Annotated in this window: 20 protein-coding genes and 1 riboswitch; of the genes, 9 read left to right on the forward strand and 11 right to left on the reverse strand. The window is 42.1% G+C overall.

The window, feature by feature from the left end:
• Window positions 1-377: 377 nt before the first annotated feature.
• Complete coding sequence (locus tag ELQ35_RS20930) at window positions 378-1,241, reverse strand: nucleotidyltransferase-like protein (RefSeq protein WP_126867118.1); 864 nt, start codon at window positions 1,239-1,241, stop codon at window positions 378-380.
• Window positions 1,242-1,396: 155 nt separating this feature from the next.
• Between ELQ35_RS20930 and ELQ35_RS20935 the strand changes: the two genes are divergently transcribed.
• Window positions 1,397-1,753, forward strand: coding sequence for a YgzB family protein (locus tag ELQ35_RS20935; RefSeq protein WP_126867119.1), 357 nt, complete (start codon window positions 1,397-1,399; stop codon window positions 1,751-1,753).
• Window positions 1,754-2,030: 277 nt separating this feature from the next.
• On the opposite strand, the gene perR is transcribed toward ELQ35_RS20935, so the two are convergent.
• The 4 genes from perR to ELQ35_RS20955 all read right to left on the reverse strand — a co-directional run bounded on the left by perR (window position 2,031) and on the right by ELQ35_RS20955 (window position 4,991).
• Window positions 2,031-2,474, reverse strand: coding sequence for a peroxide-responsive transcriptional repressor PerR (gene perR / locus ELQ35_RS20940; RefSeq protein WP_126867120.1), 444 nt, complete (start codon window positions 2,472-2,474; stop codon window positions 2,031-2,033).
• A gap of 442 nt (window positions 2,475-2,916) precedes the next feature.
• The gene (locus ELQ35_RS20945) at window positions 2,917-4,026 is read right to left on the reverse strand and encodes an aminopeptidase (RefSeq protein WP_126867121.1); all 1,110 of its coding nucleotides are present in this window, start codon (window positions 4,024-4,026) and stop codon (window positions 2,917-2,919) included.
• A gap of 11 nt (window positions 4,027-4,037) precedes the next feature.
• Complete coding sequence (bcp, locus tag ELQ35_RS20950; protein ID WP_126867122.1) at window positions 4,038-4,505, reverse strand: thioredoxin-dependent thiol peroxidase; 468 nt, start codon at window positions 4,503-4,505, stop codon at window positions 4,038-4,040.
• 66 nt (window positions 4,506-4,571) lie between these two features.
• Entirely contained in the window at window positions 4,572-4,991 is a 420-nt protein-coding gene (locus tag ELQ35_RS20955; protein WP_126867123.1) for a potassium channel family protein, read from the reverse strand.
• Between the two features lie 213 nt (window positions 4,992-5,204).
• Between ELQ35_RS20955 and tatA the strand changes: the two genes are divergently transcribed.
• Window positions 5,205-5,417, forward strand: a complete 213-nt coding sequence (gene tatA / locus ELQ35_RS20960; protein ID WP_126867124.1) for a twin-arginine translocase TatA/TatE family subunit — start codon at window positions 5,205-5,207, stop codon at window positions 5,415-5,417.
• Window positions 5,418-5,587: 170 nt separating this feature from the next.
• A riboswitch (guanidine-I (ykkC/yxkD leader) is annotated at window positions 5,588-5,686 on the reverse strand.
• A gap of 52 nt (window positions 5,687-5,738) precedes the next feature.
• Here tatA and ELQ35_RS20965 read toward each other — a convergent pair.
• The 5 genes from ELQ35_RS20965 to ELQ35_RS20985 form a co-directional block, all read right to left on the reverse strand.
• The gene (locus ELQ35_RS20965; RefSeq protein ID WP_126867125.1) at window positions 5,739-6,764 is read right to left on the reverse strand and encodes an NAD(P)/FAD-dependent oxidoreductase; all 1,026 of its coding nucleotides are present in this window, start codon (window positions 6,762-6,764) and stop codon (window positions 5,739-5,741) included.
• A gap of 21 nt (window positions 6,765-6,785) precedes the next feature.
• Entirely contained in the window at window positions 6,786-7,790 is a 1,005-nt protein-coding gene (locus ELQ35_RS20970) for a FecCD family ABC transporter permease (RefSeq protein ID WP_370873521.1), read from the reverse strand.
• Between the two features lie 4 nt (window positions 7,791-7,794).
• Complete coding sequence (locus tag ELQ35_RS20975; RefSeq protein WP_126867127.1) at window positions 7,795-8,832, reverse strand: FecCD family ABC transporter permease; 1,038 nt, start codon at window positions 8,830-8,832, stop codon at window positions 7,795-7,797.
• Window positions 8,829-9,776, reverse strand: a complete 948-nt coding sequence (locus tag ELQ35_RS20980) for an iron-hydroxamate ABC transporter substrate-binding protein (protein WP_126867128.1) — start codon at window positions 9,774-9,776, stop codon at window positions 8,829-8,831. Before ELQ35_RS20980 ends, ELQ35_RS20975 begins: the two co-directional genes overlap by 4 nt.
• 80 nt (window positions 9,777-9,856) lie before the next feature.
• A complete protein-coding gene (locus ELQ35_RS20985; RefSeq protein WP_126867129.1) occupies window positions 9,857-10,672 on the reverse strand; it encodes an ABC transporter ATP-binding protein in 816 nt (271 codons plus the stop codon).
• 301 nt (window positions 10,673-10,973) lie between these two features.
• Between ELQ35_RS20985 and ELQ35_RS20990 the strand changes: the two genes are divergently transcribed.
• The 7 genes from ELQ35_RS20990 (at window position 10,974) to ELQ35_RS21020 (ending at window position 23,053) form a co-directional block, all read left to right on the forward strand.
• Window positions 10,974-12,281 (forward strand): glutamate-1-semialdehyde 2,1-aminomutase, encoded by a 1,308-nt coding sequence (locus ELQ35_RS20990; RefSeq protein ID WP_126867130.1) that lies wholly within the window; start codon window positions 10,974-10,976, stop codon window positions 12,279-12,281.
• Window positions 12,282-12,639: 358 nt separating this feature from the next.
• A complete protein-coding gene (locus ELQ35_RS20995; protein WP_126867131.1) occupies window positions 12,640-17,112 on the forward strand; it encodes a glutamate synthase-related protein in 4,473 nt (1,490 codons plus the stop codon).
• A gap of 972 nt (window positions 17,113-18,084) precedes the next feature.
• Window positions 18,085-19,179, forward strand: a complete 1,095-nt coding sequence (locus tag ELQ35_RS21000) for an FUSC family protein (protein WP_126867132.1) — start codon at window positions 18,085-18,087, stop codon at window positions 19,177-19,179.
• 629 nt (window positions 19,180-19,808) lie between these two features.
• Window positions 19,809-20,447 (forward strand): biotin/lipoyl-containing protein, encoded by a 639-nt coding sequence (locus tag ELQ35_RS21005; RefSeq protein ID WP_126867133.1) that lies wholly within the window; start codon window positions 19,809-19,811, stop codon window positions 20,445-20,447.
• Window positions 20,448-20,486: 39 nt separating this feature from the next.
• Window positions 20,487-22,100, forward strand: a complete 1,614-nt coding sequence (locus tag ELQ35_RS21010; RefSeq protein ID WP_126867134.1) for a DHA2 family efflux MFS transporter permease subunit — start codon at window positions 20,487-20,489, stop codon at window positions 22,098-22,100.
• A gap of 38 nt (window positions 22,101-22,138) precedes the next feature.
• Window positions 22,139-22,669, forward strand: coding sequence for an NAD(P)H-dependent oxidoreductase (locus ELQ35_RS21015; protein WP_126867135.1), 531 nt, complete (start codon window positions 22,139-22,141; stop codon window positions 22,667-22,669).
• 15 nt (window positions 22,670-22,684) lie between these two features.
• Window positions 22,685-23,053, forward strand: a complete 369-nt coding sequence (locus ELQ35_RS21020) for a hypothetical protein (RefSeq protein ID WP_126867136.1) — start codon at window positions 22,685-22,687, stop codon at window positions 23,051-23,053.
• 170 nt (window positions 23,054-23,223) lie between these two features.
• Here ELQ35_RS21020 and ELQ35_RS21025 read toward each other — a convergent pair whose 3' ends face one another.
• Window positions 23,224-25,566 carry an alkaline phosphatase D family protein gene (locus ELQ35_RS21025; RefSeq protein WP_126867137.1) on the reverse strand — a complete coding sequence of 781 codons (2,343 nt, stop codon included), beginning with the start codon at window positions 25,564-25,566 and terminating at the stop codon, window positions 23,224-23,226.
• Window positions 25,567-25,718 lie beyond the last annotated feature (152 nt).

A 25,718-nucleotide genomic window follows, 5' to 3' on the forward strand; every position in this document is an offset into this window, starting at 1 on the left:
CAAACTCTCCGAAGAAATGTCTGACTTGCTCATTGCAATTTTTTGAAGTGTTTGCTCACTTTTAAAAATTAACGTTGGCGTTTTGTTTTGTTCAGTTTTCAAAGAGCAATTTCTTGGACTAATCAAAAAGTATAAACAGGTACTTTCTGAATGTATAAGAAAAACTAATAGTTCCACCTTCGTCTAAATGACTCGGTGCAAGCCGATTTTTTTAATCGTTTCTTTTAGAAGCGACTTTATTATCTTACCATGTTAGCAACTTAGCTGTCAACATGTTTTTAAAAGTTTTCCGAGGCTGCAAAACTGATGTCCTGCAGCGACGTTTATAACTATACCATCTAAGCTTTGAACGGTCAATAACTTTTTTGAAATAACTTTTACACTCGATAGTAACGATGATAAATCTCCTGGCCTTTTGTCTCTGCTTTAATTACTTCAATGATATTTTTATCTATTAGATATTCCAATAAAACACTGAGATCAACGGAATAGTGGGTGAGCTCAGGATGTTCCATCAACTCCGCTACACTCCAAACTCCATCCTTTGTTTCCATAATCTCTAGTAAATGCTGTGATCCCAGATTGGTTCTTGAATAAATCAGGAACTCGCTGGCCAGGAATAAGAGTTCAAGCCGTTTTTCCAGCGATTCCTCACTGCTCACCAATTCCTTGTATAGCTTAAAAATTTCCGGCTCTATGTGCTTTACCTGGTTCCAGACAGTCACCTCCGGATGAAACCCTTGCTCGATGATTTCAAGCCGTGCAAGATGATGCAGGGAATGAACGACATGATTGTACGCATCAAGAAAATGTCCATTCCCAAAAAATGCTTTGCCATCCATATACCTTCTGATTAATTTCGCAAATTCAATTCCCATCTTGATCTTTCTTCCGTAAAAAGGAAATTCCCTTATCTCTGTCTTTAGATTAGAAAGATATTCATTTCGGTCAAACAAGATCTTCCCATTTTGTATCCACTCTACGACCTTTCGGTTAGTTCCAAGCAGGAGCCAATCCTTTAGTTGCTGTTCTTGAACGATATGCAGCGCGGCCTTTTGGTCTTGATATGTATAATGTTTCACAAAAACAGATTTATTTGCTTCATTTACGATGACAAACACAATGTAATCGAAGGTGTCTGTTATCGGACTTGCGTTCATTCTTTTTTCAATTAGTAAAATTCCTATTGTCGATTGCATACTTGCTCGTTCTTGATAGATTGGACGAAGGATGTCCTCCATTATTAACTCCTCCAAAACCTTTTTGTGCTAATAGAAGTTCGACAAACATCGTCGATATCCCTGCTTACAACGGGTAATTAATCCGTTATTATCTGTTTTATACTTTCATATTAATGCCTGTTTTATGATATAGTAATATCTCAGGAGGGACAACTATGGCGAAATATTCTAGTAAAATAAATAAAATCCGTACATTTGCTTTAAGCTTGATTTTTATTGGTTTCATCGTCATGTATGGAGGGGTATTTTTCAGGAATTCTCCAATCATCATGACTATCTTTATGATTTTAGGTCTTTTATGTATTGTCGCGAGTACGGTCGTTTATTTTTGGATCGGCATGCTTTCCACGAAAACCATCCAGGTGAAATGTCCAAGCTGTGGTAAAGCCACAAAAATTTTGGGCCGGGTCGATATGTGCATGCATTGCAACGAACCCTTAACTCTTGATAAAAACCTTGAAGGCAAGGAATTTGACGAAAAATATAATCGCAACAAAGGAAATAACATATAAAGAGTGAAACTTCCATCAGTGGGGTGTTCTTTATCCCCCACTTAGGCTTCTTGGTTTTTTCTAAGCCTTGAAGCGGGGATCAAAATATCCGTAATGAGCGGTAGAAGCAGAGGCCCCTTGGCCCAGCCGTGATAGGGTAAGCTGCTGCTCGGCAGGAAATCCTGTCTTTTGGGAGCAGGGCTGCTTATGATCCAAGCGGCTGGGCGCTGGACCTTATTGGAAGGTATACGTAATTTCTATAAAGAAAAAAGTTCCAACCTTTAGCGGCGGAACTTTTTTAATGCGCTTCTTTCGCGGAACAATCCGGACATTCACCATAAATCTCCATGCGGTGATGGCTGATTTTAAAACCAGTAACATGAGTGGCTAAATGCTCCACTTCATCCAATCCGGGATAATGAAAATCAACAATCTTCCCGCAGTTTTGACATATCACGTGATAATGGTTGGTTGTGACGAAGTCAAATCTGCTTGAAGAATCTCCGTATGTCAGTTCCTTGATTAGCCCAACTTCACGAAATACTCTCAAGTTATTATAAACCGTTGCCACACTCATGTTTGGAAATTTCCCTTCCAATGCTTTATAAATGTCATCAGCAGTCGGGTGGGACATCGAGTCTATTAAATATTCAAGTATCGCATGACGCTGGGGAGTAATCCTGACACCGGTATCCTTCAATGAATCCAATGCTTCGTTAAGCTGTGTTTGAGACACCGTCATGCACCTCTTTTCTTAAACTGAATACATTCTTAAATTGTAATGTTTATAAATAGTCTACCCTGATATTATGCACTTTGTCAACATATCTGCTGGATTTATAGGGCGAATCGCTTGAAAAGTCAACCCTTCTTTTGAGTGAATGGTTAGTTCCGTCTCCTCAATTTCTTGAATAACAATCCCTTGTAGCATTTTACATTTCATTATCCCTTTTTTGGATCAACTACATTAATATACTCATTTCTACCCTTTAGATATTCCTTTAAATTATCCTCAAAGAATTCAAATGATCTTGGATTTCTATAAAGAAAAAAAGCGCGGGCACAAGTCCCGCGCAAGAATAATTTTGAGGAGGTATTCCCTTACTAAGAGTATATTCGGATGCATCTTATCTGCATTGGACACCAGCCTTTTCAGATCAAAAAAAGGCTAATTTCTATGAAGTCTATTTTAATTGCTCCGGGTTGAGCCCGTCGAGTTCAGGCAGCACGAATAGACCGTCCTTCATTATTAATACATCATCAAAGTAAATCTCTCCGCCGTCATATTCGGGACGCTGAATGAGCACCATATCCCAATGGATCGAAGAGCGGTTTCCGTTGTCCGCTTCCTCATATGCTTCACCCGGTGTAAAGTGAATGCTGCCGCAAATTTTTTCATCAAATAAGATATCACCCATCGGTTCTTTTATCATTGGGTTAACGCCAATGGCAAATTCGCCGATATAGCGGGCCCCTTCGTCCGTATCAAAAATATGGTTGATTTTTTCGGTTTGGTCTGCTTTAGCATCAACCAGCTTGCCATTCTTGAATGTCAGTGAAACATCACGGAAGGTTGTCCCCTGATACGGACAAGGGGTATTAAAGGAGATCGTTCCATTGACACTGTCTTTAACAGGTGCCGTGAAAACTTCTCCGTCCGGGATATTCCTTTTTCCTGAGCAGATAACAGCAGGAATTCCTTTAATCGAAAATGACAAATCCGTTCCAGGAGAAATAAGCCTGACCCTATCTGTACGTTCCATTAACTTCTTCAGTGGCTGCATCGATTTGCCCATTTTCTCATAGTCTACGGTACAAACGTTTAATAAATAATCCTCAAAACGGCTTAGACTCATTCCCGCTTTTTGTGCCAACCCTTGTGTAGGATAGTTCAAAAGCACCCAGCGCCGGTTATTCACGTAAAAAAAGGTTGACGGCTTCATGGCTTCACCGCGGATGCGATGCTTTTCAGCGGGAACATCCGCAAGCTCGGCGTCATTCTCTTCTCCATAAACAACAATCACAGCGTCTGTATCTTCGTACTTTTTCATCATCCAGTCTGCATACGTTTTCAGCTGGTCTTTTTCGTAGCCTATCGCCAAGTGGCGGTTGATTTCGTCGTCCATTAAATCAATGTAAGGATAGGCCCCCATTGCATAGGCTTCATCAATCAGCTCTTTTAGCAGCGGCTTTGTGTTGACGTGTCCGCGGATTAAAACTCTTTCTTTCTCCTGCAGCTTAACCGAATGGTTCAGCAGCAGTTTTGCTAATCTTTTCAATCTAGCGTCCCTCATGATTTCCCCCGTTAGATATGATCTTTCAGAAATTGCAGCGCTGCCTCTACATGCCCTTCTACCTTTACCTTACGCCACTCTTTCACAAGCACGCCTTCTTTATTAATCAAAAATGTCGAGCGCTCGATACCCATGTATTCCTTGCCGAAGTTTTTCTTCAGCTTCCAGACAGCGTAAAGCTCTGCGGCTTCATGGTCTTCATCAGCCAAAAGCAAAAACGGCAACCCATGCTTGTCAATAAACTTGGCATGGCTTTCGATGGGATCCGGACTGACGCCAATAACCACAGCATCAAGCTCTTCAAACTTTTCGTGCTGGTCGCGAAAATCACATGCTTCAGTTGTACATCCAGGTGTCATATCCTTTGGGTAAAAATAAAGAACAACATGCTTCCCTTTAAAATCAGCCAATGCTACCTTCTCGCCATTTGTTGAAGTAAGTGTAAAATCCGGTGCTTTTTCTCCGATTACTGTAGTCACCTATAGGCCACCTCCATTTAGTATCTTCATGGTAAGCGTACCCAATTATCCAGGTAAAAACAACTTTCAAACATCCCTTCGCTCGTGCTGTTCAAAGTCGATCACAGCCCGGATCAGAAATGCCGCCGGCAGACTGTAACCGATAAAGGCCTCGATCGCAGCAATAATCCTGCCGATCCCGACCGGACTAACATCTCCATAGCCAACCGAAAACATCGTCATCGCACTAAAGTAAAAGGATGTTTCCAGCTGCTGAAAGAAATTACTCTCGATCCGCATACCGCTATCTAGGATCACCACATAATGGTTCAGCTCAAACAACAAATAGATCAAGGCAAACCCGATCAGGATCGTTGCATACAGATTGGCAATCCAGATCAAATTCTCCATTGAAAATTTCTTCTTACTTTTTTCCTCTATAAAGATAGTCCGAATGCTCATAACCATGCACCATATAATCAGCACCATCAGAAGATAAAACGGCATGCTCTTCCTTCTTTCCCAGGCGGCTTGTATACTACTATTCCTACTCTCATTCACCTCGTTATATGTAAAAAACTTAAATTTGCCGTTTCATCTTCATATCTGCTTAGGTAACGATCCTTGAAGAAAAAAGATTTTAAATTTCATTTTATTTTATAAGGGAAAAGGGCTATACTAAAGATACTCATACTTACCAATACGCTAGGAGATGAAACCGTGCTTTCAAATATTGGTGTCCCTGGTTTAATCTTAATACTTATTGTCGCCCTTATTGTCTTTGGCCCCAGTAAACTGCCGGAAATCGGCCGGGCAGTCGGCAATTCCCTGCGCGAGTTCAAAAGGGCAACCTCTGATCTAACGAACGATATAACCGAGGATATTAAAGAAGATATTAACAAGGCAAAAAAAGATAGCAAGGAAAACATATAGCAGCATAAATGCATTAAGATTAAAGGGGAGGCATCACAAAAATGCCTCCCTTTTTTCATTTATTTTTGCCGTAACTAATCCTGTTTTCATATTAATTCCGACATCTGCATTCACGATAACTCAACTCCTCTAATCAACAAAAATAGCCCGGGAGATTCTGATTCACAGTATTCTCCCGGGCTTTTATCCTTCCGTGTAACAGCACTAAGCTGCCGTTTTCTCTCGGACCAGTCCGGCAATTGGCCGCGGAAACCCTAGAAAACTCGTATATTCAATTGTTATCCATGTTATTATACAACATTTTGATTATCAAGCTAGTGTCTATGTGGTTTTTTCTTGACCTAAAACTACAAGCAACTTTTCGTGATGTGTTGAATACATAGACATTGGCTCAGAATCTGGTTTCAAATATTTTTTTGCGCTATTCACTGCAATAGGGCCCTCTCTAAAACCCCCAGCGATGAGTTTTAATTTATTTGGATAAGTGACAGCATCACCCGCTGCAAAAATTCCGGGGATATTGGTCTCCATTGCACCGTTTACAACAAATCTTTCCTCTCGCAAGTTCAGCCCCCAGTCGTTTATTCCACCGAAATCTCCTTGAATTCCGTGGTTAACAACCAATGCGTCGACCTCAATAGTATGTCTATCTCCTGTTTCCAGATTTTTAATTATCACTTGCTTTATCAAATTTTCTTCACCAAGCAATTCTTTTAATTCGTATGGTGTCAGTATATTAGCCATTTTTTTCATATTTGCAACATGACGTTCATGTCCACCAAATTCTTCTCTACGATGGATAACGGTGATACTTTCTGCAATCGAGATTAATTCATTGGCCCAATCAACCGCAGAGTTCCCTCCACCGGAAATCAGGACATTCTTATCTCTAAAAGTTTCAAGCTCATCTACTGAATAGTGAAGGTTGCTATTCTCATAAAATTCCGCACCACTTAGATCAAGTTTAATTGGTTTAAAAATACCTGCACCCACTGTCAGAATAATTGTCTTAGTATGGTGAATTTCTCCGGTGGAGGTTGTTAACAGAAACGTTCCATCTTCATTTCGTTGAAGGTCCGAAATTAGTTGACCACATATGATGGTCGGCTCAAAGGTCTTTGCTTGTTGTTCTAGCTGTTTAACAAGATCGGCTCCAGTGATTCCTAAAACTCCGCCTATATCCCTTAACATTTTTTCAGGATAGAACATCGTTATCTTCCCACCAAGGTCTGGACTGCTTTCAATCAGTTTAGTCTTTAGTTCACGCATACCACTATAGAAAGTAGTAAAAAGACCAATGGGTCCTCCCCCTATAACCGTCACATCATACAGGCCCTCGTTTTCCATCTTGATCTCTCCCTTTTGAAACTATTTTTTTGCCATTAAGTACATAAAGTATGGTGCACCAATTATTGTGACGACAACTCCTGCAGGAATACCGCTAGGGTCTAATATGATCCTTCCAATCGTATCTGCGGCAAGGAGTAAAATGGCACCAAGCATAGCTGCAACAGGGAGGAAGCCCTGATGACGAGGTCCTACCAGGGCTCTTGCGATATGCGGAGCCATAAGTCCAACAAACGCAATACCTCCACTGACTGATACAGAAACTGACGCAAGAGCCGCGGCAATAAAGATAAGGACCAATCTTTCCCTCTCCACATGGACTCCCAATCCAACAGATACATGCTCATGCATATTTAATGTATTTAATACATTCGATTTGGTAAAAACGATCGGAAGGAGTATAAGAATCCAAGGAAGTAAAGCAAGAACAAACGTCCAATCGTCTCCCCATATCCTCCCTGACATCCAATTAGCGAAAAAATCATATTGCTCACGTTCCAAACGGGTCGACAGGGTTAAAATAGCACCATAAAGGGCCGCTGCCATTCCGACACCAATTAAAACGAGCCTCGTTGGGTCAACTCCCTCACCTTTTTCAAATGACATGATGTAAATAAAAGCTGCTGCTACTATTCCTCCTAATAATGCAAAAAGAGGCAGTACGTATAAAAAAATAGTGGATTCTGCAGTAAAAAACATGACATAAAAAACCACCATCAGTCCTGCTCCTGCATTGATCCCTAAAATACCAGGGTCTGAAAGTGGGTTTCTGGTAATACTTTGCAGAATTGCTCCGGAAACGGCAAGCCCCATTCCTGCTAGAATAGTAACTAGAATTCTCGGAAGTCGGAACCCGTATAATATTAAATTTTCCTTGGTGGTCCCCTGCCCTATAATGGTACGTCCTAATTGAGTAGGAGATAAAGATACATAGCCAGTTGCCACGCTTATGACAAAAACCGCCATAAGCAAAACTAAAGCTGAGATCATGGTTATTCGAACTCTCTTAAGCTGATCTGAATTTATCATGCTAATTTTTTCCTCGCCTTCGTGCAAGATAAAGGAAGAAAGGAAAGCCAACCATAGATACGATTGCTCCTATTGGTGTCTCAAATGGAGCATTTACCATTCTCGCAGCAGTGTCCGCTAGAACCATTAATACACTTCCAAAGACTGCTGAACATGGGATAATCCAGCGATAATCAGTTCCAACCAGAAAACGGACAATGTGAGGTACCATCAATCCAACGAAAGCTATAGATCCAACCAGTGAAACGGCAGTTCCGGCAAGGGTCAATACAACAATCATTAGGACTGTTTTTGTAAGTAAAGTCCGCTGCCCTAACCCTTTTGCCACTTCTTGACCAAAGCTGAGAATGGTTAACCCTTTAGAAAGCATGATTGCTATTAATATTCCAACAACAACTACCGGGAAAACAAGTTTCAACTGAAGCCAGTTTGTCCCTGAAACACCTCCAGCTGTCCAAAATGCAAGGTCTTGGGAGAGGTTATAATACAGCGCTATACCTTCCCCTAAAGCTGTTAACAATGCTGAGACCGCTGCACCCGCTAAAGTAATACGGAGTGGAGACATTCCTCCCCGGCTCAAAGATCCGAGCCCAAATACCATTCCAGCTCCTATACCGGCACCAATAAAAGAAATGAACATAATTAATAGATAAGTAGCTCCCGAGTGGAAAGCAAAGACAAGCGCAAGAGCCAGACTTGCGCCTGCGTTTAAACCAAGTAAACCAGGATCTGCTAGGGGATTCCTTGTCATCCCCTGCATAATGGCACCGCTAACCGCAAAGGCTGCACCAACGATTGCTGCCCCCAACTCCCTTGGCAGCCTGATACTAACAATGATTTGATCTGCTTCCCTAGTAGAATCATAGTTAAATATCGATCTCCAAACTGTTAAAAAGTCAATGTTTGCAGCTCCTACTGAAATGGATAGCACAATACTGCACATAAGGAGAAGAATTCCAAAAGCCAATATTGCTGTACCGATCGCCGGCCGTGAATAAACATTATTATCTTTTAACTCTTTGGTTTTTGTAATAATCATTTGCCTTTTGTTAGTGCATCTACAATAAACTCCATCTCTTTTTCCAGTGAGATTGGGTCATTAAAATAAAAGGACTCTGATTCAAAAGTAATCACATTATTCTTTTGAACCGCAGGAATTCCTTTCCATACATCTGTTTTCATGAAAGAGTTATCCGTAGTAGCAGCTCCATCTCCAACAAATATATAATCACCAGCGTATTGCGGAATCACCTCTGATGAAATCGCTTTATAGCCAGGACCAAATACTTCTTGATTCACTTTTTCAGGAGCTTTAAGGCCAAGAGACTGATAGATTACCTCTGTTCCTCGACCCCAGTTCTTTCCATAGACGTAGATATCTTTTCCATATGTTTCGAAAACCATAGCAGTAGCGTCCTTGCCAATTACTTTTTGGACCTTTTCCTTTTCAACTTTTGCTTTCTCTTGCCACTCATCCACCCATGCTTTAGCTTCCTTTTCTTTACCGATAATCTTCCCAATTTCAATATGCTGTTCCAGATAGCTATATTTTTCATAGGTTAAAGAAACTGTTGGAGCAATCTCAGAGTATTTTTTTACATTTTTATCATCGGAGTATGTAATGATTAAATCAGGTTCTAATGCCAGAAGCTTTTCTAAAGAATCAACGGTTATTACTTCTGCGCCATCCAACTTGCCTTCATAAAATTTATTGGTCTTCGGGTATTCATTGACCGCGATAGGTGTATTTCCAAGTGCTAGTAAATTTCCTGCATAGGTAGCTGCCAGCACAGCAATTCTTTTCGGGTTGGCAGGCACTTCAATTTCGCCATTTTCAGAATGGTACGTTCTCGTTTTAAATGAAGAATCAGACTTGGTGCTAGCGTTTGTTATTTCGCTATTACCACTTCCACATGCTGCCAATAAACCTACTAAAAGAACTGCGATAATACTTAGAAAAAAATGTTTTTTATATCTATCCATTGTTCTCATCTCCAAATTCCATTTGATAATAATAATTATTCTCAGTAAAGATTAAAAAAAAGATCCTTTACAGTAAATCTTTATATTGCCGTTCCTTCCATTGCACGATCCCTGTTAATTAAATCATAAGTAAGGCACATCGGTTTTTTGGTTCTTGGGTCAATGCCAATCTCTACATCAATGCTAAAAACACTTCTAAGAACCTGAGAAGTCATAACTTCTTCTGCATTCCCTTCCTTAATAATGTCACCATCCTTTATGGCCACCATATGATCCGCGAAACGGGCAGCATGATTTAAATCATGAATCACCATAACAACGGTACGTTTCTCCGTTTCGTTTAAGTATTGCAGTAGCTCCAAAACCTCTAGCTGATGTGATAAATCCAGATATGTTGTCGGCTCATCAAGAAGAATGATTTCAGTTTCCTGCGCTAATGCCATGGCAATCCATACTCGTTGCCTCTGTCCTCCTGAAAGAGCGTCGACCGCTCTGTCCCTGAAGGTGGAAATGCCAGTTACCCGAAGTGCCCATTCCATTACTTCACGATCTTTATCCTGCAGCGTTCCCATCCCCTTTTGATATGGAAACCTTCCATAGGAGACTAATTCTGCAACCGTTAGTCCCTCTGGGGCATCGGGTGATTGGGGCAGGATCGCCATCTTTTGAGCAATCTTTTTTGTCGATTCTTTACTAATTTGTTTTCCATCTAAATACACAGAGCCGGATTTCGCAGTCAGTATTCGAGACAATGTCTTCAAAACTGTAGATTTTCCACATCCATTTGGTCCAATAATTGTAGTAATTTTCCCATCAGGAATGTCCATGTTTAAATTATTGACGATATCATAGTCTCCATACGATATTCTTAAATTCTCTGTAAAAAGTCGCGACATGTATTTACCTCCTTTTTATCTCTTAAATAGTAAGGTCAAAAGAGAATTTATTATTTATTAGGTATCTAAAGTAAGTACATAATCATTTCCTCACTTTACTATTTTCACTTTTACCTAGTAACATAATTGAAAACAATTATCATTCTCAATTAAATCTTATTTAAATTAACCTAATATGTCAACAGTACTTTTTTAATATTTTCCGCTAAATCAAGACGTTATGCAGATTCAGATTTTTTATTAAAAAAATGCTAGAATAAAGATTGGTAACTTCGCAATACGATTAGGAGGGCAATTTAAAATGAAGTATACAAATTCAGAGAATTTACATAAGGAAGCTTTAGAACATATTGTCGGCGGTGTGAACTCCCCTTCCCGTTCCTACAAGGCTGTCGGCGGAGGATCTCCCGTAGTAATGGAACGTGCCAAGGGGGCTTATTTCTGGGATGTTGATGGAAACAAATACATCGATTATTTGGCGGCGTATGGACCGATTATCACTGGCCACGCACATCCTCACATTAATGAAGCGATCAAACAAGCAGCCGAAACCGGGGTTCTTTATGGGACACCTACCGCGCATGAAGTCAAATTTGCAAAAATGCTGAAGAAAGCCATGCCATTTATGGAGAAGGTTCGTTTTGTAAACTCAGGGACCGAGGCTGTAATGACGACCATTCGTGTTGCCCGCGCCTATACGGGCCGGGACAAAGTCATCAAATTTGCGGGCTGTTATCACGGCCACTCCGATCTGGTTCTCGTTGCCGCTGGCTCCGGGCCTTCCACATTAGGTACACCTGATTCAGCCGGAGTACCAAAAAGCATCGCACAGGAAGTCATCACGGTTCCGTTTAATGATATTGAGCCATTTAAAGACGCAATGGAAAAGTGGGGAGACCAAATTGCTGCCGTGCTTGTAGAGCCGATTGTAGGAAACTTCGGAATTGTCGAGCCAAACCCTGGGTTTTTGGAATCCGTTGTCGAACTAACGCACGAAGCAGGATCGCTTGTCATTTTTGACGAGGTGATTACAGCCTTCCGTTTTATGTATGGCGGCGCCCAGGATTTACTGGGCATTCAACCTGACTTAACCGCTTTAGGGAAAATTATTGGCGGGGGACTGCCGATCGGTGCTTACGGCGGCAAAAAAGAGATTATGGAAACAGTCGCTCCACTTGGCCCTGCCTACCAGGCCGGTACGATGGCGGGAAATCCTGCATCGATCCTATCGGGGATTGCTTGTTTGGAGGTTCTGAAACAGGAAGGTGTTTACGAGGAACTGAACAGACTTGGCGCCATCCTCGAAGAAGGGATTTCACGGGCAGCTGCACAATACCAAATCCCGATTACAATCAATCGCTTAAAAGGTGCCTTGACGATCTTCTTCACAACAGAAAAAGTCGAAAACTATACACAGGCTGAAAACACAGATGGTCATATGTTCGCTACATTCTTTAAGCTGATGCTTCACCAGGGCATCAATCTTGCGCCGTCAAAATATGAAGCCTGGTTTTTAACAATCGCGCATACCGAGGAAGATATAATTCATACTTTAAAAGCGGTTGAACATGCATTCAAATCATTAGCATCCCAATCTATAAACGCATAAAAATACAAATAAGATTCAACCTCGAGATTAATAATCTTCCCGGGGTTTTTCCGAAGTAATGATTTGAAAACGTTTACAATTGGATATTCTTAAACATAAACTGGATTCATCCCTCCATTAATATTATCCAACATTATGTATAAATAATTGATTTCTGAAAATTTAAATGATACTATTATGTTACTATTCTAAATTCTATATAATGCCCTTTCTTCGTTCTTTACACTCTGTATCAGAAGGTTAAACCTCTGAATCTAAAGTTTTCCTTTTTCCCCCGTTATAGAATCTCTAAAAATGCTAAATCATATAGGAGGTGAAGGCAGCCAATAAGGGCCTCCCTTATTTAACGCCGAAACAAATGACACAACAATGGACCCCGAGTTTATTTAAGGAATTTTATAAACAAGAGCACGACGCATGCGGTATCGTGTCCAGCATTGAGAAAAAGAAAGTCCCGACCAGGGAAAATATCTTTGCTGTCATCAATGCGCTTGTCAAAATGAATCACCGTGCTGGTTTTATCAACGGTGAAGGCGATGGCGTCGGCATTCACATTGATATTCCAAAGTCACTTTGGAAACAGAAGCTTACGGAGGCAGATATCGATTCAGCTGCAGTAGACAGCGACTTCTTTATAGTAGGCCATCTCTTCTTAAGCAGCAAAGCCGAGACCGAAGCGCTTAAGAAAGAAGTAAGGAATAAATTGAAGCAACAGGGACTTACCCTGCTTTTCGAAACGGACAAAGCATACCGTTCAGCGGCGCTTGGCCCGATTGCCATCCAGGAAAACCCGGTATTTTGGCAATTCGCCTGTACCTCTGATCTTTCTGATCAAAAAGAATTATCAAAAGCTCTTTTTGAGCTGACACCAGCAATTGAAGAAAATGACAACATTCACGTGGCATCTCTCAGCCAGTATCATGCTGTGTATAAAGTAATGGGTGCCGGAGATATTCTGCCACATTATTATCCTGATCTCGCTGATCCGCTTGTCGCATCTACGATGACACTTGGCCATAACCGCTACTCGACGAATACTTTGTCCAGTTTCTTCCGCGTGCAGCCGTTTAGTGTGCTGGGACATAACGGTGAAATCAATACCATCAGCAAGCTCCGTGATGAAGCCAAAATGGTAGGAGTGCCGCTTGTAAAAGACGGCAGTGATTCGCAGGATTTAAGCCGTACAATCGAAACATTCATCTCAAGGGACGGCTATTCCTTATTTGAAGCGGTCGATCTGCTATTCCCGCCAATTATCAATGAAATGAAAGTTTATCCGGAGCATCTGCAAAACCTGTACACCTATTTACGGGAAGCCTGGGGACATTTTGCTCAAGGTCCTGCCGGGATTATCTCCCGATTTGGTGATGAAGCCGTATTTTCGGTAGACTCTTTAGGTCTGCGTCCGCTATGGAATATAGAAACAGAAACTTCCTATTTATTCTCTTCAGAACCAGGGATCATTCCCTCATCTGAATATACCGGAGATCCGAAGCCGCTCGGCCCAGGGGAAAAAGTCGGGCTGAAATGGGAAGGAGATTCTATCAAGCTATTTAATTACAAAAACTATCAAGAAGAAGTCTATGAAAGATACAGCAAGCGTTTCATGCTTTCGAATGACCATATCCGCCTTAATCCACCTGTATTCGAAAAGGTTGTGTCTACCGAGCAGCCTCCAGGAATCCATAATGGGCAATATAAAGCATTCGGCTGGGAACGCGATCACGTCCAGCTGGTAGAGCAGATGGCTGAAAAAGGTGTGGAACCTATCCGCTCATTGGGCCATGATGCACCCTTGGCTGCCCTAAACCCGCAGAGAAAAAACCTGGCAGACTATATTAAGGAAAGTGTCGCTGTCGTAACCAATCCGGCAATTGACCGTGACCGGGAAACAGAACATTTCTCTACCCGGACGATTATCGGTAAGCGGCCGTCCTTATTTAAGAAGGAGGAGACCGGGAAAGTCACTGAACTCCTGACTCCGCTCTTAATTGAAGGACAAATGGGCTATGATTGTACGAATACACTCTCCCAGCCAAGCTATGACCAATTCGTGAACTACTTTCAGGAACAGCAGCTGGCACACTCTATCTCTGCAACATTTACCGAAAAGGAAGATGTCCAGGAAGCATTAGACAGACTAGCAGCTGAAGCAGCTGAAGCTGTAGACCGCGGGAAGACACTGATTGTTCTTGATGATGCAGCAGCTCATCAAAACGGAAATCTCTGGCTTGATCCGCATTTGGTTGTTTCAGCTGTCGATCAGGCGCTTGTCAACACTGGAAAACGGCGCGACTGCTCCCTGTTGCTAAGATCCGCCTCCATCCGTTCATTGCACGATATCATTGTTGCATACGGGCTTGGAGCAAATCTGATCAGCCCGTATTTCATGTTCTTATCTTTATCCAGTGATACCACTACACCAACAATTAATTTGTATAATGCTTTAACAAAAGGACTTGAGAAAGTCATCTCGACAATCGGCATCCATGAGTTAAGAGGATATGGCCGCCTGTTCTCAAGCATTGGCCTCCACGCGGAAATCGGCAAGTATTTAAATGTAGTCAATTTCTTCGGCTCTGATCAATTGGCACAGGATTTTAAAAAATTAAAAGAGGATGCCAAACAGCGCGCCATTGATTATAACAATGAAAAAGAAAGAGTCGGACGGACGTTCACTTTGTTTCCAAGAATCTGGAAATCCATCGGGGAGGTCGCTGCGACCGGCGACTATACTGCCTACGGTGAAAAGATTTCTGAACAGGAAGAAGCAAATCCAACTACCATTAGGCATTTAACCAGATTGAAAGCAGCAGATACTCCAGTCCCTGCAGAAGAAGTCAATATATCTGTTGGAAACCAAAGCTTGCCATTTGTGATTTCATCCATGTCTTTTGGATCACAAAATGAAACAGCTTTTCGCGCATATGCAGAAGCTGCTGACCGTTTAAACATGATCAGTATGAATGGTGAAGGTGGAGAAATAAAGGATATGCTTGGCAAATATCCGAAATCTCGCGGCCAGCAAATCGCATCCGGGCGTTTTGGGGTAAATGCAGAGCTGCTTAACTCTTCTAACCTGCTCGAAATAAAAATCGGCCAGGGAGCTAAACCGGGTGAAGGCGGCCATCTTCCAGGTTCCAAAGTTACAGCGAAAATTGCCGAAGCCCGTAATGCCACTATCGGATCGGATTTGATTTCGCCATCCAACAACCATGATATTTATTCGATTGAAGATCTGGCACAAATGATTCATGAGTTGAAAACGGCAAACGATAAAGCAAGAGTTGCCGTTAAAGTTCCCGTCGTACCTAACATCGGCACAATTGCGGTAGGTATCGCTAAAGCTGGTGCCGATATCATCACTCTGTCCGGCTTTGATGGCGGTACAGGTGCGGCCCGTATTCACGCCCTGCAGCATGTCGGGCTTCCTGTAGAAATAGGCGTTAAAGCGGCGCACAATGCTCTGCTTGAAGCTGGTATCCGCCAAAACGTGGAAATCTGGGCAGATGGCGGCCTGAAAAGCTCAATGGACGTGTTGAAAGTAATGCTTCTTGGTGCAAACCGGGTCGGCTTCGGTACCCTTTCGATGATTGCCGTCGGTTGTACAGCCTGCCGCGGCTGTCACCTTGATACATGCCATGTCGGCATTGCCACACAGATTGAATCGGAAGCACAGGCGAAGGAGCATGGTTTACGCCGTTTCGTCCCGCGTAAGTTTAATCCGGCCGTACAAGGATTGATGAACATGTTCACCGCGTTTGGCAATGAACTAAAAGTGCTGACTGCCTCTCTCGGCATCAAAAACCTTCAAGAAATTGTCGGACGTTCAGATTTACTGGTCCAAACAAAAGGGAAAGAATTGCTCGACTTGACGTACCTGTTAAAAACATTGGAGATCAGCCAATTCTCCCATAAAGAAGCAGCTGATTCCGTAAAAGAAGGTGCTATGCAAGTAGCTGTCGGAGCGGAATATTTGGATTCCAGGGTAGATGAACTTCATGAATCACGTGCATACAGCTCCATCACTTCTGAACAGCGTGTCCTTGGAAGCCGTGTATCATGCCACCGTGTCCGCGGAAGATTGGATGGTTCCTATAAGAACCTCCCTCCTGTCCAGCTGACCTATAAAGACGGGTCCATTCCCGGCAACGGCCTGGGTGCATATAACAGCGAAGGCATCCAGATTCGTGTAAGCGGCGGAGCCCAGGACGGAATTGGCAAAGCGGCCATCGGCGGTAATATTCTTATCTTTAAATCTCCCGGCAAGGACGGGTTGTACTATAATGGTTCGGTTGGCAAAGGCTTTGGTTACGGTGCACAACACGGCTTGCTTGTAGCACAGGGAGATGCCGATGCCCGTGCCGGCATTAGGCTTTCCGGCGCCGATATGATTATCGGCGGCCAGTTAAAACAGCCAATTCCAGAAAATGAAACTGGTAATCTTGCGGTTCATTCAAACATTAAAGGCTTTGCATTTGAGTATATGACTAACGGAAGAGGCTTGGTCCTCGGCGATCCGGGTCCATGGATTTGTGCTGGTATGACAGGCGGTGTTGTTTATTTACGTAAGCAGCCCGTAGCCGGTTTAACAAAAGATGCACTTCAAAGACGGATTGCAAAAGGGGCGAAGGTTTCTATCGAGCCGCTGTCTGCAACAGGATTGCGTGATATAAATGAGCTTCTTGGCAAGTATGTTTCATTGCTTCAGGAGCAGGGCCAAGAGGAAGAAGCTTCATCATTAGAACAACTGCTTGTTTTTCCTGAACAGCATTTTGTACAGATCGTACCGGTCAAAGAGCAGGCTGACCCTTCGGTATCTACAGAATGACATAAGACAAAGCGCAAGCGCCTTGAAAAAAGAAACGTTAATTAGAGCCGCCACGTCCTTATGTCTTCATCGATACTACTAGCACGTCCTGTACGTGGGGGCAGGCGATGGAGCTATGTACCAATAACATTAATTTCTTTTCTTTTTTAAAAACTGGTTACTCACCTGAGTACCAGCTCTGCTTGTGGAGAAAGGAGTTCTTTCTCTACAAGCTTTTTTTTCACGGTCAATAAAATTCTTCCAAAAAGGATTGCCACAAAACTAGTCTTTCTTTTCTCGTTTTGTGGCATCCTTTTCATGTTTTTCATGCTGTGATAAGTAACATCTATCTATTCGCTATTCTCTACTCTTCGACCGGCAGCGAAGCCCATTTAGACCTCACATGTGATACACATTTCGTATAACATTAAAGTGATTCACAACATCATAGTCCATCCTAAGCTTTCCCCTTCGTAGACAATGAAGGTACAAAATTAGTAAGTAAGTGAGAGAAAGTGGCTTCATCCAGTTGATGAAGACTTAAATCGATAAATAAGTGGGGAAAAGTGTCTTCATCCGGCTAATGAAGGCCCAAAATCGGTAAAAAGGCGAGAGAAGGTGCTTTCATCGGGGGAATGAAGACCCAAAATCAAAAATAAGTGGGGGAAGAGGCTTTCATAGGGATCCTCGAAGGATCAGTAAAGGGTATAGTAGCCTTTGACGGGTTTTTTCATAAGATGGACATTCCGGTGTGTTTTTTTATATAAATGATTTATATCTATATCATATTTAGTTTACTATTTTTAAAAATTCGTATTTTCCACTTGATTCTTAACCTCTGCATATTACATAATTGTTTATTTCATTGTTTTAGGGTAAATTACATATACATATACGTGTATATGGCATATCGTAAGTTTATAGGTTTGATTGCACCCGAAAGTATAAATTTCCATTACTTTTGTCTGAAAAAGAAAGAAAGGACATATTGATATGAAGCTTGGTGCCCGCATAATTAAAACGGGAATCGCTATTGTTCTGGCTCTTTATTTGTCACAGCTTCTGCACCTCCCTACTCCTGTGTTCGCCGGAATTGCCGCAATATTTGCGATTCAGCCGACGATTTACCGGTCTTATCTGTCGGTCATTGAGCAGATACAGGGCAATCTGGTCGGAGCCATCGTAGCCGTGATGTTCGTACTATTATTTGGCAATCATTATTTTATTATCGGTTTGGCAGTTGTGATTGTGATCACGATAAATTTGAAGTTGAAAACGGAAAAAAGCCTGGTCCTCTCCATTGTAACGGTTATCGCCATCATGGAAAGCCAGCAAGGGGACTTTTTACAGTTTGCAACGATACGTTTTTCATCCATTTTGCTTGGAATTCTGTCATCGTTCATCGTTAATCTCGTTTTTATTCCTCCGAAATATGAAACAAAGCTGTATGGCCGCATTTCTGATATAACTGAAGATATATTCAAGTGGATTCGCATCAGCACGAGGCATGCATCAGAGCATACATTATTAAAAAAAGATATCGGCAGGCTTAAGGGTAATCTTTTAAAGCTGGAACAGGTATATTCCATGTATAAGGAAGAGCACGCTTACTTTAAGAAAGAAAATCTTTCTAAGTCACGAAAATTAGTCATCTACAGGCAAATGATCACTACGACAAAGAAGTCCTACGAAACGTTAAAACGAATACACAAATTTGAAAATGAAATCACTCTAATGTCCGAAGAATTTCAGGCGCAAATACAACACCAGCTTGACAGCCTAATCCACCAGCATGAACAGGTCCTGCTAAAGTATGTCGGAAAAATTAAAAGTCTAAGCTGTATTGATGAATATAACAATCATGGTTTAAGCCGAAAAGATTTTCTATCATTTTTCTTTTCCCAGCTTGAAAAAAAGAAATACGAAGAAGGCAAGGAAAAGGATATCGCCACCCGCCTTGTCCCTCTCATTTCAGCGATCATTGAATATGATGAACAATTGGAACATCTCGAAAAACTAATCAACAACTTTCAAGCCTTTCATAAAAATGAGAATGAAGTTTCTGTTGAATATGATATTGTGGATTAGCAGCCGTACAACAGCTAAAGGCAGCCTCATATGGCAAAGCTGACATGAACTTCATTCTATAATTAGAAAAAGGCAGTTCCGATAACTGGAGCTGCCTTTTTCTAATTATGAACCTATTAAAATAGGATTTGTTATTTTTCTTCGTTAACCCAAAATGGCTGAAGGTTTTTTTCCACAACAGTCCGAAGCTTCTTTCTAATTCGGAAAATACCCATTTCAATATCATTGGTAACATCCCACTCAAAATCCAGCCTGCTCACTCCCTCAAAGGACATCTATTCTCTATTTTAAACGCAAATAAATTGCTGATAATTGTCAAATACTCTTAGAAAAAATCGGAAGCGCCTTGTAATTTGTAAAGATTCTTCACAGGAAAATGTTTATTAGTGACAAAAAAATATTCATCTGGTAAAATAACTTCTTGTTGACGACTATAGTTATGTCGGTTAATATTTAACTTTATTAAATATTATATTGAAGGGAGCGTCGTGATTTGAATGAAGACGGCCGTATATGGTTACGTACATTCGCGAAATTAATTCAGATCAGATAAGCAATATTCATCTACATTGAATTTTACATGCAAGCAAAATATTTGAATTCCGAACGATTCGAAGGGAGAAAAAACAATGAGTAAAGGGCGCTTAATTCTTATTAATATCATAGGAATTATCATTATTTTTGCACTGGTGGCAGGAGGAGGCTACTACTATTACCAGAGCGCAAACTACGTAAATACTGATGAGGCAAAAGTAGCTGGGGATATGACTACCATAGTTGCACCTAATGCTGGAAAGTTGACTGACTGGGGTGTTAAAGAGGGAGACCAGCTTAATAAAGATGCAAATGTAGGAAAGATTTCCGGCGGGGAAACATCGATGAACATCACCGCTTCAGCTGATGGCACAGTTGTTAAAGAGCAAGCAAATGATAATCAGATGGTACAGCCGGGGCAGGTATTGGCACAAACTATTGATATGAATAATCTTTATATTACAGCCAATATTGAAGAAACGGATCTTCAGGACATTGAAGAAGGTGACAGTGTTGATATTACAGTGGACGGAGATCCAGATACGATATACGAAGGAACACTTGAAAATATCGGCTATGCGACTAATTCCATGTTTTCATTAATGCCTCAACAAAACGCAAGCGGCAACTATACAAAAGTAACTCAAAAGGTTTCTGTAAAAGTTTCCATTAAGGCCCCATCTGATAAAGTTCTGCCTGGAATGAACGCAGAAGTGAAGATTTCCACAAAATGATGGACGAGTTCTATGTAATTAGGAAAGGAGGTTGTCTAAATGGCTTCCCAAACCGTCGATACCAATGATCATGGAATAAGGAAACATATCCCGCTGCTCAGCATCTTAATGCTTGGTTTGTTTATCGCAATCTTGAACCAGACGCTTTTAAGCGTCGCTATGCCTAGAATGATGACGGATTTTAACGTGACCGCTACCACTATCCAATGGCTTTCAACCGGGTTTATGCTCGTGAACGGTGCGCTGATCCCACTATCCGCATTCTTGATTGAACGCTTTGGAACACGTAGCTTGTTCATTCTGGCAATGACACTCTTTACGATCGGTACATTTATTTGTGGAATCGCACCAACTTTCACAGTGATTCTGATCGGCCGTTTAATCCAGGCTGCAGGAGGCGGAATTTTACAGCCATTGGTCATGACAATCATCATGTTTATTTTCCCTCCCGAAATACGCGGTAGAGGGATGGGGATTTTCGGCCTCGCAATGATGTTTGCCCCGGCAATTGGACCGACTCTTTCTGGATGGACTATCGAACATTACAGCTGGAGAGTGATGTTTTATGGCATGGTTCCGCTCGGTATAATCGTAATCATCATTGCCTTGTTCACTTTGAAAAATCTTCTAGAACCAAAAATGGTCAAACTGGACTTATTAGGTGCGTTTTTATCGCTTTTAGGGGTTGCATCCCTTCTTTACGGTGTCAGTGAAGCCGGTTCCAACGGCTGGACTGATCCAATCGTCTTAACAACGATTGTTATCGGCCTTGCAGCGATTACTGTATTCGTAATTCAACAGCTTAAATCAGAAAAGCCATTACTGGATTTCAGGGTATTTAAATATGATATGTTTTCGTTATCAAATGTCATTTCCGCCATTATTACAGTGGCCATGTTCACCGGGTTATTTTTACTTCCAATTTATCTGCAAAACCTGCGCGGATTCACACCGCTGGAATCAGGACTGTTGATGCTGCCGGGTGCACTCGTTATGGCGGCCATGTCACCTATATCTGGTGTATTATTTGATAAGGTTGGTCCTCGTCCGCTTGCGATTGTTGGATTGGTTATTACCGTTCTGACTACGTATGAGTTCACGAAGTTGACTCCGGAGACAGGATATTCCACTTTAGTGGTCATCTATATGATTCGTTCTCTCGGTATGTCCCTGTTAATGATGCCGATTATGACCGCGGGCATGAATCAGTTGCCAGAGCGCTTGAACGCTCATGGCACAGCTATGACAAATACGATCCGACAAGTTACCGGCGCCATTGGAACAAGCCTGGTAACGACCATTTATACAAATAGAACAGCATTCCATGCAACTACGCTGGGAAATGAAATGAGTACAACCGACCCGGCTTTTGCTCAAACTTTCCAATCTCTCGTACAGTCGATCATGGAATCGATGCACCAAACAGCTGAACAGGCACGGCAGACTGCGATGACGTTAATTTCCGGACAAATTCAATTACAATCAAACGTCCTCGGCATAAATGATGCCTTTTTCTGGGCAACCGGCTTTGCCGTAGCAGGTCTTGTATTAAGCCTGTTTTTACGTGACGTACGTAAGGATAAAAAACGCGAAGAAGCAAAACGGAGAAAAGAGATACCATTGCTTCCTTCACCTATTAATGAATCAAAGTAAGATTGTGGGTCACATCAATTGCTAGGAGGTTTGCACACATGAAAATTTACGTTGTCTATGACAGTGAAGGTGAACATACAAGAGCTCTTGCTGAATCAATTGCCGAGGGTGCCGCAAGAGTCAACGGTGCCGAGGTATATATTGACCATGTAAGCACAGCCGATGTTTATAAACTTTCTGAAATGGACGCAATCATTTGGGGATGTCCGGGCCACTTTGGGACCATAAGCTCCGGGTTGAAGTCATGGATCGATAGACTTGGTTACTTATGGGCCAATGGTAAACTGGTCAATAAGATCGGGGCTGTTTTCTGTACGACTGCAACTACTCACGGAGGAATTGAAGCGACGATGCTGAACCTGATTACTCCTATGTTTCATCAAGGGATGATCGTGGTTGGACTGCCTGGCAGCATTCCGGAAAACGCATTGTACGGTTCCTATTATGGAGTGGGCGTTCCCTGCCCTCCTGACAGTACTGAGGTCATTTCAGAACAAGGCCTCGTTTTAGGGAGAGCATTAGGAGAACGTGTTGCTGATGTAACAAAATCATTTAGTAATGAGCGCTAGGAGGACTGATAGAGAATGGCAATGATCATCTTTCTTATCATTGCAGTCTTAGTTGCTGTCGGCTTAGTGACGATGAACATGCGCGCTGTTTCACCGCGTAAAAGTGAGTCTGTTAATATAGATTCGCCACCTATAGGTAATAAGCCAGAAGATGTAACATCCTCACCTTCTACAGAGGACAATAATAAGGCCACCCAGGCAGTAATCGAGCACAATGACGAGCATAAAATGAAGGATTCGGATTATCGTCTCGCCTTGAAAAAGATGCAAAGTACAAGTCAGGAATCGTTTGAACCTAAACAAGAGAGTAAAAAAGAACAAATAATGAATGATGATGATTATCGTGAAACACTGAAGGCACTTAGCAATAAGCAAAAAAACTAAAAAAATCCTGAATTCTGCTAAGAATTCAGGATTTTTTTATTCAGTAGTCCACATACCTAAAGCAATCATTTGCAAAAAATCCTTGGATTATACTAAATTCAGAAGGGTTTCATATTATGAGTAATGACCTTTTTCCGCTAATGACAGCATAAACTCATTCGAAACGTCTATCACGGTAACATGACCAAAGCCGCAATGCGCCAATATCCATCCTTTAGTGCACCGGTAATTTCAAGATCAATTTCTCTTCCTTCCATTCCTCCATCGAGTTCGAATGGAATCCACTTAAATTGTCCCGGATTAAACTCTCCTCCAGATTCGGCAAGCAATCTGCCTTCAGATCTGATCACTGTATTACCTGATGCATACGAGGCATCCCCTGTTAGGATATAAATCCTATGAACACCTGATGGCACGGCTAGTCTAAGTATCGTTGGCGTGTTTCTGGAAAGGGTAAAATCACGCTGCAACTCATCAAGCTTATTTCTGTCTCTGGCAGATGGCGCTGTTCCGATCCACCCGTATCCTTTTGCAGCAACCCAGATATCTTCAGGGGATAATCTAGAGAAAGACGGCAAAAGTGCACTTGTCGCACTTCCAGAATCAAGTGCAAGCAAAAGCGTGTCACCAGATGGTACAGAGACAGCCTCGAAGTCAAGGGAAGCGCCAAACACTTGCGTCTTTTTTCCGGCATTTACTTCTAGACTAAGTTTTTCAGTCACTGGGATTTGAGCTGGAGGAATGACCATCACCTCAACCGTTGAAGATCCAGATGGTTCAAGAACGATAGTTACTCTCTCGCTTTTCCAATTTTTCGGAACATTTATGCTCACGTCTACCTCGACTGCTTTTGCCGTTCCGTTGCTAAGTGTTACTGAAACTGGGCTTGGCTTACCGGAGAACATCGTATTTGCGACGATATTTGACACATCCACTCCACCAATACGTAAAGCCCCTGGTTTGCCGTTTTTCACAATAAATGAGGCAAGCGTGCTCACAGTAGCGTCCGGATTACTTGCAGAAGATACAACACGATAATCACTCTGCCACGATTTAGGTGTCACTTGACAACGCACATAACCACGGTAATCTCCATTAAAAAACTTGATATGCGGATTGACAGAAAGTGCCGCTTCGACATCATCCTTCCACCCGCAACCTGAACTAATCGACGTCCCTACAAACTCGGTGGCCAACGTCTTAGAATGAGGATTATTAAAATCCTTCTTTAAATCGTTCACCCAGCTCGAATGCCAGTCTCCGCTGATGACAACTGGATTTGATGGACGTCGATATTCGATAAATTTCAGGATACGGTCCCGATCAGCTCTATAGCCATCCCACTGGTCATGATTGACCGAAATCCCCTCGCCTGTGTCGTAGTCGAACTGGGCCATGATTGTTTGTTGGGCCAATACATTCCAGCGTGCACGTGATTGAGAAAGACTTTTTAATAGCCATTCCGCTTGTTCAGATCCCACCATGGTTCTAGCTGGATCTGAAGCCTCAGGGGCTAGCGGGCCTCCAGGAAACCCTTCACTTGCTTGATCATCACGGTATTGGCGGGTATCCATCACATTGAACTCGATTAGGTCTCCATATGTGAACTTCCGATATAGAAGAATCTGCCCATTTTGTGGTTTTGAGCGGACCCTAAGAGGCAAGTGCTCGTAGTAAGCCTGAAAAGAAGCCGCTCGCAAAGCAAGAAAACGCTCGCGCTCGTTTGATTCCTCCCGGTCCGATTGGGAGACATCTTTCGCCCAGTTGTTTTCGATTTCATGGTCATCAAACGTGACAATGAAAGGAAACTTCGCATGCGCAGCCCGCAAATCGGGCGATGTCTTATAAAGCGCATGATTAATGCGGAAATCAGCCAGCGTTTCGGTATCTCTCTTTTCGTATGTATAATCTCCAAGGTGTACGACAAAATCGACGTTCTCTTCAGCCAAGTTTTTATAAGCTGCATAACGCCCGCCAGTCCATGATTGGCATGAAACAAACGCAAATGTAAGATTTTTTATATGTGATCCATATTCCGGGGCCGTTTTCGTTCTACCAATCAGGCTCATCTTATTGCCAGCCTTAAAGCGGTAATAATATTCCCTTCCTGCTCCGAGACCATGCACCTCTGCATGAACGGAATGCGCTAGCTCCGGTGCAGCCACTTCTGTCCCGCTGCGTACAATCTTTTTAAACGATTCATCCTCGGCAACCTCCCAGTGTACCGGGATATTTATATTAGTCATTCCACCTAATCCGTCTTCCGCGAGTGGATTTGGAGCCAATCGGGTCCATAACACAACCCCATCAGGTAATGGGTCACCTGACGCAACACCTAAAGTGAAGGGATTCTCGGTAAACGTAAATGAAGCGTCTGCTTTTTTATTTTCAATAGAATAAGGAATTGTAAACGATATTGCTGTTGCAAAAGCTGTTTTTCCTGATGCTCCTAAAAAGGAACGCCGGCTCATTTTCTTAGAGTTCATTTCTTCTAACCATTTCTCGTGGACCATCTTTTCACTCCTTAGCTATGTATTTTCTCTTACAAACATACATATTTGTAACACAAAAAGGATAAGGGTTGTATAGAATTTACCTAATTCAATAGATAAACCATAAGAACATTAGCATACCGTTAACTTTGTCAAAAAATCTTACAATAGAC

The organism is Peribacillus cavernae, assembly GCF_003989135.1.
In the GTDB taxonomy this organism is placed as follows: Bacteria; Bacillota; Bacilli; order Bacillales; family DSM-1321; genus Peribacillus; species Peribacillus cavernae.

Bases quoted from the DNA above. Each gene is read 5' to 3' on its own strand.
- ELQ35_RS20990 (WP_126867130.1), top strand. From the start codon at position 10,974: ATGAAGTATACAAATTCAGAGAATTTACATAAGGAAGCTTTAGAACAT.
- ELQ35_RS20985 (WP_126867129.1), bottom strand. From the start codon at position 10,672: ATGTCGCGACTTTTTACAGAGAATTTAAGAATATCGTATGGAGACTAT.
- ELQ35_RS20955 (WP_126867123.1), bottom strand. From the start codon at position 4,991: ATGCCGTTTTATCTTCTGATGGTGCTGATTATATGGTGCATGGTTATG.
- ELQ35_RS20995 (WP_126867131.1), top strand. From the start codon at position 12,640: ATGACACAACAATGGACCCCGAGTTTATTTAAGGAATTTTATAAACAA.
- ELQ35_RS21015 (WP_126867135.1), top strand. From the start codon at position 22,139: ATGAAAATTTACGTTGTCTATGACAGTGAAGGTGAACATACAAGAGCT.
- ELQ35_RS20935 (WP_126867119.1), top strand. From the start codon at position 1,397: ATGGCGAAATATTCTAGTAAAATAAATAAAATCCGTACATTTGCTTTA.
- ELQ35_RS21020 (WP_126867136.1), top strand. From the start codon at position 22,685: ATGGCAATGATCATCTTTCTTATCATTGCAGTCTTAGTTGCTGTCGGC.
- ELQ35_RS21010 (WP_126867134.1), top strand. From the start codon at position 20,487: ATGGCTTCCCAAACCGTCGATACCAATGATCATGGAATAAGGAAACAT.
- ELQ35_RS20945 (WP_126867121.1), bottom strand. From the start codon at position 4,026: ATGAGGGACGCTAGATTGAAAAGATTAGCAAAACTGCTGCTGAACCAT.
- ELQ35_RS20975 (WP_126867127.1), bottom strand. From the start codon at position 8,832: ATGATTATTACAAAAACCAAAGAGTTAAAAGATAATAATGTTTATTCA.
- ELQ35_RS20965 (WP_126867125.1), bottom strand. From the start codon at position 6,764: ATGGAAAACGAGGGCCTGTATGATGTGACGGTTATAGGGGGAGGACCC.
- ELQ35_RS20980 (WP_126867128.1), bottom strand. From the start codon at position 9,776: ATGGATAGATATAAAAAACATTTTTTTCTAAGTATTATCGCAGTTCTT.
- ELQ35_RS21005 (WP_126867133.1), top strand. From the start codon at position 19,809: ATGAGTAAAGGGCGCTTAATTCTTATTAATATCATAGGAATTATCATT.
- ELQ35_RS20930 (WP_126867118.1), bottom strand. From the start codon at position 1,241: ATGGAGGACATCCTTCGTCCAATCTATCAAGAACGAGCAAGTATGCAA.
- ELQ35_RS21000 (WP_126867132.1), top strand. From the start codon at position 18,085: ATGAAGCTTGGTGCCCGCATAATTAAAACGGGAATCGCTATTGTTCTG.
- perR (WP_126867120.1), bottom strand. From the start codon at position 2,474: ATGACGGTGTCTCAAACACAGCTTAACGAAGCATTGGATTCATTGAAG.
- ELQ35_RS21025 (WP_126867137.1), bottom strand. From the start codon at position 25,566: ATGGTCCACGAGAAATGGTTAGAAGAAATGAACTCTAAGAAAATGAGC.